Here is a 10,336-nt window from a genome sequence, read left to right on the forward strand (position 1 = left end):
TCATTGAATTGCACCGTGGCCGTTTTACGGACGCGCCGCGCCGCGGTAAACATCACGAAAAGGCATGGTGTGGCGTAACCCACATTAGCCACGACATGCCGCTCCCGTCACACGTTGCCCCTGAACCGGCGGAGATAGCCGAACAGCCGGTGCGCCGGCACCGGCTTCGGCCAGTCGTCGGCGCGGAAGTACGCGTCGGTCCCGCCATCGACGAAAATCACGCTGCCGCACAGGAAGTCGGCGGAGTCGGACAGCATGAAGCACATCCAGTCGGCCATGTGCCGAACGTCGCCGAAGCCGCCGACCGGGACCGGGAACGACCGGACCGCCTTGGCCTGCCTGGGGTCCGACAGCTGTTCCTCCAGCAACGGCGTCATGATGGCGCCCGGCGCGATGGCGTTCAGCCGCACACCCGAACCGGCCCACTCGGGCAGCACCGCGTGCCGCCGCACCCAGCGGGCGACGGCGATCTTCGAGGCCGCGTACATCATCGTCGGCGCGGCCGGGCCGAAGGGCCGCACGGACCGCAGCGCCTTGTCGGCGTCGTGCGCGAGCAACGCTCGCACCGTGCGCCGGGGCACCGCGGGCACTGTCGTCGACGAATTGCTCGAAACAACAACCACTTTGGCGCGTTCGGCCGCGGCCAAGGCGGGTCGCAGGGCGGCGAGTAGATCCACCACCCCGAGGTAGTTGACCTGAGCGATTTGGCGGGGCCGATCGCGGCCCCGGCTCGGTCCCAGACCGGCGGCCAGCACGGCGCCCTGCAGCCTGCCGCCGCAGGCCGCCAGGATGCCGTCGGCGGCCGCTGTGCGGCCGTGCGGCGTCGACAAGTCGGCGAAGATGTCGGCGTCTTTGACGTCGACGCCGATCACGGTGTGTCCCCCGGACCGCAGCCGCTGCGCGGTCTCGCGGCCCATCCCCGACGCGGATCCGCTGATCGCATAGGTGCCCATCGAAGACCTCCGTTCCTGGCGCAGTATGCCCGTCAGCCGCCGGCCGCGGCCCGCTCGACGTCGAGAAGCTGCTCGCCTCGCCGCTCCTCGTCGTAGGCCTTGCGGCCACCCCGCAGGCCGAACAGCCGTTTCGAGACCAGCAGATAGATGACGGCGGCCACGTTGATCGCGAAGGTGACCAGCCGGGTCATCGTGACGCCCTTGGCCAGGTCGTGAATTTCCAGCGGCAAGAAGACCGACGTGGCAATCACCGCGAAGTACTCGCCCCAGCGCTTCAGCAACCACAGGCCGACGCCTTCGACGACCTCGATCAGCGCGTAGCCGACCAGCATCGCGGTCAGTAGGGCCAGCGTGGACGGCTTGGTGGCGAGCGCCTTCTCCAGCTCATGCACGATGGTCATCTGATCGACCTTGAACCCCGCCGCCCGAAAGATCGGCAGATCACGGTCCAGGGTGGCCTGGATGGCTCCCCGGGCGCCGCGGAATTTCCACACGGCATACGCCGCCAGCGCGATCACCACCGCGCGAAACAGCCGTTCGACCGCGAGGGCGCGGATGATGATGGCCTGGCGTAAGGCCTTGCCGCGCATGATCATCGGCGCGTCTTCGGCGCGGCCCCGCCCATGCGGCTCACCGACTATGAATTCAGCGCAGCGCAGGCAACGCCAGACCTCGCCCTGCCCGGTGGTGCCGCTGAGCCGGTAGGCGAGCCCTTCCTCGTCCGGCGCGTACGTGACATGCCCCGCCACGGCGCAGGTCACCAATTCAAACCGGTTCTTGTCGCGATCTTTGGCCATGGCCGATCATTGAATGCCCATGGCGACCGATGCAAGCGGGCGCGCACAGTGCGGGTCAGCGGGGGGTCAGAAGCGCGTCTTGCTGCGCGGGCGCCGGCCGGTGGGGCTTACCGCGCCCAGCAAGGCGGCGAACTCGGCGGCGGGCATCTCGTCCAGGTGATCGACGGCGGCGATGATGTCATTGCGCAGCGGTTCTGCGCAGAAGGGTTCGGCAAGCCAGCCGAACTTGTCGACGACGCGATCCCAGGACATCGGACGAGTGGGTGATCCCTCGTAATCGGCTTGCTCGCGGCTGAATTCGCGCCCGTCGCGGGTCACCACGTGCACGCGGGCCGCCGTGCGCTGCGGGTAGTCGGCGGTCAGGTCGGCGGCGGCCCGGACATCGACGCGGGCCAGCAGGTCCTGAACGTCGCCGCGTAACACGCGTTCGGTCTCGAGTTGCTCGGGGCCGACGCCGCCGTCGAGCAGGGCGACCGCACTCAGGTATTTCAGGTTGTAGTCGGCCTGCTCCTTGGTGAGCGGGTGATCCTTGCCGCCGTAGGCTCCGCCGCCGGCGAAGTCATATGCACCCTGGAAGACCTCGAGGGTCACCCGCGCGACGTCTTCGCCATGCAGGTCATTGTCGGTGCGAAGCGCCAACACCGCGTCAATGATGGCCTGCCCGTGGATAAGTGAGCAGTATTGCTTCAGGTAGGTCTGTTCCACGCAGGCGAGCGACCGGTCGGCGGTGTGGAAATCGATGGGCTGATCGAAAAGTTGCACCAGGCCGTGCGGGCCTTCGAACAATGACTTGGGCCCGGTGATGCCGCGGCCGGCCAACATCGTCGTGTAGACCGCTCGCATCCCGGTGACCGCCGGCGAAATGCCCTTCCAGTTCGACACCGGTTCGGCGTGCACCGCCGCCAGGGAGACGTTGTCGGCCGCTGCGGCGGCGATGGCGTTGGCGGTCTGTTCGGCGTCCAGCCGCAGCAGCTTCGCCGATCCGGCCGCGACCGACATCGCCAGTTGCAGCGCATGATTGAGCCCGCGTGCCATGACCGGAACCTCGGCGCTGAACCGGCATTGCACCTCGTAGGCCACCGCGAGGGCCAGCAGGAACTCCGCCCCGCCGGCGTCGACATGCTCGGCCACGGCCAGGACGGCGCCGAAGTTGTCGGCGGGGTGGCACAGTCCCCCCACCGTCAGGTAGGTGTCGAGCAGGTCGGGGTAGCGCACCAGCACCGCGTTGAAGAACGCGGCCTGATCGACCGAGGCCCGCCCCCCTCCGACCAGCGTGGCGGTGGGGACGCCGCTGAATTGGCAGGCGTGCTCACGGATCGTGGAAATGAGCTCACCGTCCAGCGAACCGACGGCGCAGGCGACGCTGTCCAGCACGTTGCGTTTCAGCAGCGCCCGGGGCCGCTCGCCCAGGTCCGCCTGTTCGGCGCCGACGACAAAGCCGGCGAGATCATCCACAACGTAGTTATGTGACATGACCTTTGGTCCCTTCCGCTGCGTTTGCCACCAGCTAAGCGCCACAACGAACCCGGCGTCCAGGACAGGTTGCCTACATGTGCTCGCTCAGACTTCCCACCGCTGCTCAGTGCCGTCGAGCACGCTTCTGCTGGGGTCGTCGGAAGGGATCCACCACGTGTCGGCGGGAGGCGTCCGCCAATTGCGGCTGTGCGCCAGCTCCAGCAGTGATCCCACGACGCGGCGCACGCCGACCCGGTCGTCCTTTCGGCGGTGTACCAGTGACCACGTCCATAGCGGCACCGGATCGGCGACGGGCCGCTGGCCCAATCTCGGTGGGGTTACTGCGGTGTGCCGCTTGGGCGAAGCCAGAACCGGCACACCGATCCGGCGGACGTGCGCGTAGAACGCGTCGCCGGTGATGCCGCCGTCGTCAATCCGGACGACACGTGCGCCGGTACCGGCCGCGAACTCCCCTGCGAAGCGGTTCCACGATGACCAGGCCGACTCGTCGGCGTCGAGCAATACCGTGATCCCCTCTGCCGCAACGGGTTCCGCCGAGCTCGCACCGGGAAGCACCGCGTGTAACGGCTCGGCGCGCAACAAGTGTGTCGTGAGGCCCCGCTCCCTGGCTTGCTGCGCAGTGACCCACGTCAGCGCCACATCCAGAGTGCCCTCCGCGACGCGATCGACCTGGACGTGCGACGGCAGCACCCATTCATCGAGTCGCAACGACACGGCCGGACTCACCGCGCCTGTGATCTCGTTGGGCAACCAGCTGACATAGCCCAGCCGTACCGGGGAACTCTCGGCGGCCGCCCGCTGCAGCCGATGTTTGGCGTCGTCGGCCAGGGCTAATATCCTGCGCGCATCGGGCAGCAAGGTGCGTCCCGCTTCGCTCAATCGGACGCTACGCCTGTCTCGCGCGAAAAGCTCGGCCCCGAGCTCGCGTTCGAGAGCGATGATCTGTTGCGACAGGGCCGGCCCCGAGATGTGCACCCGCTCGGCGGCCCGGCCGAAGTGCAGCTCCTCGGCAACCGCCACGAAGTAGCGCAGCTGCCGCAGTTCCATAGGGTGAGCCTAGGTGGCTCAAGCTGCGGTAGGAAGAACCCCCTACCAGTGGTCGGAAGTGGGTCGTGGACACGCCGCCTTTGTCACGATTCGCTTGGCTAAACCAACGCGATCACGTGAGGAGCAGCTCGATGCGACTCCCGCTGTTGCCGCCGAACAGTTTGACCGCGGCACAACAAGACCTGTACGGCGACATGCGGGACGTAATCGACAGCGGCTTCGGCGAGCTCGTCGCCTACCGCGGCGACGGCGCGCTGATCGGGCCGTTCAACGGCTGGCTGCATTTCCCCCAATTCGGCTCGCCGGCTTGGGCGTTCAACAGGTCGCTGTGGGAGCATGCCCTACTGCCCGGCAGCATCCATCAGTTGGTCATCCTGGTCACCGCCGCGAAGTTCGGGGCGCGCTACGAGATCTACGGCCATGAGTACTTCGCCCATCGCGCGGGTCTTTCCGAAGACAAAATCGCGACCATCACCGCCGGCGAGCGCCCCGCCGACCTGACCGATGAGGAACGCGTCGCCTACGACGTGGCGGCCGCGCTCAACCGCGGCGGGGTCCTTCCGGAGACCACCTATCAAGCCGCCGTAGCACGATTCGGTGCACAGGGGCCTGCGGAGATCGTGTTTCTCGTGGGCTGCTTCTCGATGGTCGCCGTGACACTGAACGCGTTCGACGCCGGCGTACCCGGCCGCGAGGAAGCATAACCGCCGACCGCAGATGCACGACGGTGTAGCCCGCCCCGTCGCTGTCAGCTCACCAGATCAATTGCATCAATTGCACTGCGGGCGGCGGCGCGCTCAGCCAGGCGCGCGCCGGCCGACACGATCCGCCGCAGCCTGGTGTTGCTGAGATGCGCTGATGGCCGTCGTTTCGTCGGTGAGCTTCCTCCCGATGGCCCGGATCTGCCTTGCGCTGAGCGGGCACAGCGGATGCACGGCCAGCATCAGGGCGGCTTGTCCCCGATGGTCGAAAACCGGTGCGGCGATGGTGACCACGGGTTGTTTGCGGCGCCCGGGATTGTCGTCGGACAGGAAGCCGATGGTGCTGAACTCGGCCAGAAGCTGGTCCAGGATGTGCCGCACTGGGGTCGGCATCTCATGGCTGTCCAGCGTGCCGACGACGTGGACGGCCTGTGCCAACGCGGGCGTCGTCCAGTCGACGTCGTATCCACGCTCCCGGGTGTGCTCCAAGACGCGTTCGAGGCGTCGAATCCGATCGGTGTTGTCGCCCGCGCCGCGACGGATCCACGCCCGTTGTTCCTCCTCGCTGTCCCAGGCGGCGAGCGCGACGCCGAACGGCGGAGCGTAGGGGATCCGATCGCCCGGGATGCCCGCCGGCTGCGTGGCGGGGTCGCCTTGAAAGGCGGTGACCACCAGCGAATCACCGAATCGCTCGACCACGGAGCCCGCATAGCCGACGTCGCGGGCGAGTCGCAGCGCGGCCGACCGCGCGGCATGCGCGAGCGGGCGTGCGGTGTCCGTTCGCGCGGCCACCACGGCGAGCGCGGGGCCCAGGGTAAACGTTTTCGCGACGGGATCGCGGCTGGCCCAGCCGCGGTCACAAAGTGTCTTCAGGATCGCGTGTGCGGTCGCCTGAGTGAGATCGAGCTCGCGCACGATGTCGGAGAACCGCAGCCGGGCGTGCGCGGACCGCGCCAGGAGCTCGACGACGTCGAGCACGCGGGCGGTCGGCGCCGACGACGATCCGCGGATGGCTTGACTCCTTCGCGGCGAGCTTCATACAGTGACTGCGAAGATTCGAGATTATATATCGATTATTCGAGAATATAAACGAGGTCGATTTCGTTGTGTGCCGTGGTGCTGAGGGACGGCCGGTCACGGGTCCGCGAGGCACGGCCCGCGGCGCATCGTGGTACATCCGAACGGAGACGTCGCATGAGCGAACGAGACGACCGCCAAGACATCTCGGATCTGCTGGTCCGCTACGCCACCGGCATCGACCGACGCGACTGGGCGCTGTTCCGGACTGTGTTCACCGCCGACTGCGAACTCGACTACGGCGTGATCGGCGCGTGGAAGGGCGTCGACGCCGTCACCGACTTCATGGAACGGGTGCATGCGCTGGCGGGTCACACCATGCACCGCCTGAGCAACCACGCCATCACGGTCAACGGCGACAAGGCCGCGGCCCGCACGTACATCGACGGGCTGATCATGGCGCCCGACAACACATCCGGCGTGAACGCGATCGGCTTCTACGACGACGAGATCGTCCGCACCGAAGACGGCTGGCGCATCTCACGCCGCCGGTACACCCAGGTTCGACTGACCACCGTTGGGAGTGCTTAGGTGACGTTTGCAACCAGATACGGACCGTGGGCGATCGTCGCCGGCGCGTCCGACGGGCTGGGCGCCGCGTTCGCCGCGGGAATCGCCGAGCGCGGTGTCAACGTGGTGCTGTTGTCGCGCCGCCAGTCGGCGCTGGATCACGTTGCGGCGGAGCTCAGCTCACAACACTCCGTCGAAACCCGCACCCTGGCCATGGATCTCACGCAGCCGGGCGCGGCATCGGCGATCGCGGCGGCGACCGGCGACCTCCAGATCGGGCTCCTCGTGTATTGCGCCGGCGCCGACCCGAACTTCAAGCCGTTCCTTGACAGCCCGATCGAAGCCGCCGAAGCGATGGTGCAACGCAACTGCATGGTGCCGGTGCAGTTGTGCCACCACTTCGCTTCCGCCATGGTCGAGCGCGGCCGCGGCGGGATCGTCATCTTCGGGTCCGGCGCCGGATTGGCCGGCGGCCCCAACATGGTGGCCTACGGCGCCTCCAAAGCGTTCGATATGGTCTTCGCCGAGGCGCTGTGGGCCGAGCTGCACGACAAGGGCATCGACGTCCTGGGTCTCATCCTGGGCAAGACCAACACGCCCGCGTTGCGACGACTCGAGCACAGCCGCGGACAGATCAGCTCGCCCGACGACGTGCGGCCGGGCGCCGCCGCCGTGGACGACGTCATCGCGGAGGCCTTCGAAAACCTGACCAACGGTCCGACGTGGATGGTGGGCGAGGACATGCGCGCCGCCGTGCAGATGATGGTGTCCCTCACCCGCAATCAGATCGTCGAACTGATGAAACAGGCGAGCGCCGCCGCGATGGGTCGGTCGGGTTAACCCGGCGCGCGCCAGGAGATCAGCGCCAGGCCGTAGAGCAGCCGCCGGACCTGGGCGCCGGGAAGCGCGCGGACGTGGCCGCGCAGCTGTAGCAGGGTGTCCGCCGGCGGCCACTTGATCGGAGCGGTGTGTCCCCACTTGCCCCTGATCCGGTTGGCGACGCCACCCGCCGTCCAGCTTGTCAAGTGCCACAAGGCGTTTCGGGGCGACCGTTTGACGAAAGTGACGACGGCCAGCGTCCCTCCCGGGTTGACCGGACCGGCGAGGCGTTGCAGTGTCGCGCGAGTGTCTTCAATGTGATGCAGGGCGGCATTGGACACGACAGCGTCGAAACCCGCTCGGGGAAGGTGATGACGTCACCCCGCACCCACCTGACGGGCGCTGCGGCAAATCGAGCCTGGGCGCGCTGAATCCGTCACTGCACCCGACGTCGAGAACCGTCGGGCGGTGAGCGGAACCTTCGAGTCCAGCAGCCCGTCGTAATGGATGTTGACGTTCCAAGGTTGTCCGTCGCAGGGCACTCGCCCGAACCTGATCGAGCCGTGTGCATCGCTCAAGCTTTGCCAAAGTTTTCGATTAGCCGGCCCTAACTTTTGAAATAGATCGTGTTAGCCAGCAAAGACGGGATCCGAGATGCCGCGGGTTCACGTGCCGAGCACGTTGCTGGGCCCCGGTATGGCGGGTAGGTTTGAGCGGGCTGGTCAAGCCTTGGCCGCGAACCCGCGCAAGCATCATCGATCGGCACCCCTCTTTGAGTTGAAGGATGACGATTCTGGCCACAGACCGGCCCACAGTCTCGCCGTCACGCGCCCGGCGGCTGACCCTGCTCCGCTCGGCCGTGATCACCGCGGCGTTCATCGCGCCGGCGGTGGTGGTCCGGATCGTCGGTCTTCGCCTGGACCCGGTCGCCGCGCTGCTGACCTATGGGGCCGCGGTGGTGGCGGCCAGCTTCCTGCTGGCGTGGGCCGCCGAAGCCGCGCAGATCGACGTCTCCGGCGGGCTGGCCATCGCCGCCCTCGCCCTGGTCGCGGTGTTGCCCGAGTACGCCGTTGACCTCTACTACGCGTACGTGTCCGGCCACAACCCGGATTACACCCAATACGCCGCCGCCAACATGACCGGCTCCAACCGGCTGTTGATGGGGTTGGGCTGGCCCGTCGTGGTGTTGGTCAGCATCGTCGTGGCGCGCAAGGCGGGCTCCCGCAAATCCGGAGCCAAGACCGACGCGGTGGCACTCGAGCCCGCCAATCGCGTCGAGCTCGGATTTTTGCTGTTCGCAGGCGTGGTGGCGTTCGTGATGCCCGCGACCGGACAGATCCACCTGGCGCTCGGGCTGACGCTGCTGGCCTGGTTCGGCTTCTACCTGTACAAGATCGGCCACGGCGACGTCGAGGAACCCGACCTCATCGGTACCGCCGCGGCGCTCGGGGAGCTACCCGATCGCGCCCGGCGCGTCGCCGTCGTCGCGCTGTTTTTGGTGTCGGGCGCGGTGATTGTGCTCTGCGCCAAGCCGTTCGCGGATAACCTGGTCGCGGCCGGTACGGAGCTGGGCATCGACCGGTTCCTGCTCGTTCAGTGGCTCGCCCCGCTGGCCTCCGAAGCCCCCGAGTTCATCATCGCGGTCATTTTCGCCAGTCGCGGCAAGGGCACGGCGGCGATCGCGACGCTGATCTCTTCGAAGGTCAACCAGTGGACGCTGCTGATCGGTTCGTTGCCCGTGGCCCACATCCTCGGCGGGGGCGGACCTGCTCTGGTGCTCGATTCGCGTCAGGTCGAGGAGGTATTGCTGACGGCGACCCAGACCATGATGGGGGTCGCGCTGATCCTTGGGCTGCGTTTCAGTCGGGCCTCGGCCTGCGCGCTGCTGACGTTGTTCATCGTCCAGTTCCCGATCGTTTCGACGACGGGGCGTCTGGTGCTCTGTGGCGTCTACACCGCGGTGGCCGTCGGCGGGCTGATCGTCAACCGCCGCTACGTGGTCAGCACCGTAAAGGCCCCGTTCGTCGGGAGGGCTGTCCGGCACAGCGGTCACCCCCATCACGCCGAAGACGGTGGCAGCCTCTAGCATCGCGGGATTGGGCGGAACTACGTATGGGAGCGCCGTGGCTCGCGAGGTGTTGACCGTTATCGGTGTGGGCGGCATGGGCCAGGCGATTGCCAGGCGGCTGGGCTCCGGCAAAACGGTGCTGTTGGCCGACTACAACCAAGCGACGCTGGCATCGGTCAGCGAATCGTTGTCCGCCGACGGCCATCACGTCGAAAGCCGCAGCGTCGACGTCGCGTCGCCCGACTCGGTCCGCGCGCTTGCCGAGCACGCCGCTTCGCTGGGTGCGGTCACACAGGTGGCACACACCGCGGGCCTGTCCCCGTCGCAGGCGCCGGCCGGGGCGATCCTGGCCGTAGACCTGCTGGGTACCGCGCTGGTACTGCAGGAATTCGGCGACGTCGTCGCGTCCGGCGGGGCGGGGGTCGTCATCGCCAGCATGGCGGGCCACATGTTTCCGCCGCTTTCCGCCGAGCAGGAGCGGGCGCTGGCCCACAACCCGCCCAGCGAACTGTTGCAACTGGACTTCATCAGCAGCATCACGGACCCGAACTTCGCCTATCCAATCGCCAAGCAGGCCAACCACATCCGCGTGCGCGCCGCCAGCGCGCACTGGGGACGACGGGGGGCGCGCATCAACTCGATCAGCCCGGGCATCATCTCCACGCCCATGGGGCAGCAGGAACTCGCGTCCCCGGTCGGTGAGGGCATGCGCGCGATGGTCGCCATGTCCGCGACCGGCCGCCTGGGAACTCCAGACGACATCGCCGCGGCCGTTGCCTTCCTGCTCGGCCCCGATGCGTCCTTCGTCACCGGCACCGACGTCCTCGTCGACGGCGGCGTCATCGCAGCCATCAAGGCGGGCAACCCGGCAGGCTAGATACACGCCTC

General features: G+C 67.6%; 10 protein-coding genes and 1 pseudogene. 5 read left to right on the forward strand and 6 right to left on the reverse strand.

Annotation, left to right across the window (positions count from 1 at the left end; genetic code table 11):
- Positions 1-107: 107 nt before the first annotated feature.
- The 4 genes from VMD50_RS05290 to VMD50_RS05305 all read right to left on the reverse strand — a co-directional run bounded on the left by VMD50_RS05290 (position 108) and on the right by VMD50_RS05305 (position 4,273).
- Entirely contained in the window at positions 108-953 is an 846-nt protein-coding gene (locus tag VMD50_RS05290; RefSeq protein ID WP_325425554.1) for an SDR family oxidoreductase, read from the reverse strand.
- Positions 954-985: 32 nt separating this feature from the next.
- Positions 986-1,750 (reverse strand): DUF2127 domain-containing protein, encoded by a 765-nt coding sequence (locus tag VMD50_RS05295; RefSeq protein ID WP_325425556.1) that lies wholly within the window; start codon positions 1,748-1,750, stop codon positions 986-988.
- Between the two features lie 66 nt (positions 1,751-1,816).
- Positions 1,817-3,205, reverse strand: coding sequence for an MmgE/PrpD family protein (locus VMD50_RS05300; RefSeq protein WP_325425606.1), 1,389 nt, complete (start codon positions 3,203-3,205; stop codon positions 1,817-1,819).
- Between the two features lie 105 nt (positions 3,206-3,310).
- Positions 3,311-4,273, reverse strand: a complete 963-nt coding sequence (locus VMD50_RS05305; protein WP_325425558.1) for a LysR family transcriptional regulator — start codon at positions 4,271-4,273, stop codon at positions 3,311-3,313.
- A gap of 131 nt (positions 4,274-4,404) precedes the next feature.
- On the opposite strand from VMD50_RS05305, the gene VMD50_RS05310 reads away from it, so the two are divergent.
- Positions 4,405-4,977 carry a carboxymuconolactone decarboxylase family protein gene (locus VMD50_RS05310; RefSeq protein WP_325425560.1) on the forward strand — a complete coding sequence of 191 codons (573 nt, stop codon included), beginning with the start codon at positions 4,405-4,407 and terminating at the stop codon, positions 4,975-4,977.
- A 93-nt stretch (positions 4,978-5,070) separates the two neighbouring features.
- Here VMD50_RS05310 and VMD50_RS05315 read toward each other — a convergent pair whose 3' ends face one another.
- Positions 5,071-5,952, reverse strand: coding sequence for a helix-turn-helix domain-containing protein (locus VMD50_RS05315; protein ID WP_325425562.1), 882 nt, complete (start codon positions 5,950-5,952; stop codon positions 5,071-5,073).
- Positions 5,953-6,168: 216 nt separating this feature from the next.
- Between VMD50_RS05315 and VMD50_RS05320 the strand changes: the two genes are divergently transcribed.
- Together VMD50_RS05320 and VMD50_RS05325 are read left to right on the forward strand one after the other, a co-directional pair.
- A complete protein-coding gene (locus VMD50_RS05320) occupies positions 6,169-6,582 on the forward strand; it encodes a nuclear transport factor 2 family protein (protein ID WP_325425564.1) in 414 nt (137 codons plus the stop codon).
- Complete coding sequence (locus VMD50_RS05325; RefSeq protein WP_325425566.1) at positions 6,583-7,401, forward strand: SDR family NAD(P)-dependent oxidoreductase; 819 nt, start codon at positions 6,583-6,585, stop codon at positions 7,399-7,401.
- Here the strand turns inward: VMD50_RS05325 and VMD50_RS05330 are convergent.
- Positions 7,398-7,922, reverse strand: a pseudogene (locus VMD50_RS05330) (class I SAM-dependent methyltransferase). The gene VMD50_RS05325 and the pseudogene VMD50_RS05330 overlap by 4 nt on opposite strands.
- 242 nt (positions 7,923-8,164) lie before the next feature.
- On the opposite strand from VMD50_RS05330, the gene VMD50_RS05335 reads away from it, so the two are divergent.
- Both VMD50_RS05335 and VMD50_RS05340 read left to right on the forward strand, forming a co-directional pair.
- Positions 8,165-9,466, forward strand: a complete 1,302-nt coding sequence (locus VMD50_RS05335) for a sodium:proton exchanger (protein ID WP_325425568.1) — start codon at positions 8,165-8,167, stop codon at positions 9,464-9,466.
- Between the two features lie 37 nt (positions 9,467-9,503).
- Positions 9,504-10,325, forward strand: a complete 822-nt coding sequence (locus VMD50_RS05340; RefSeq protein ID WP_325425608.1) for an SDR family oxidoreductase — start codon at positions 9,504-9,506, stop codon at positions 10,323-10,325.
- The last annotated feature ends 11 nt before the right edge of the window (positions 10,326-10,336 follow it).

Origin of the sequence: Mycobacterium sp. (genome assembly GCF_035506235.1) — a bacterium.
In the GTDB taxonomy this organism is placed as follows: domain Bacteria; phylum Actinomycetota; class Actinomycetes; order Mycobacteriales; family Mycobacteriaceae; genus Mycobacterium.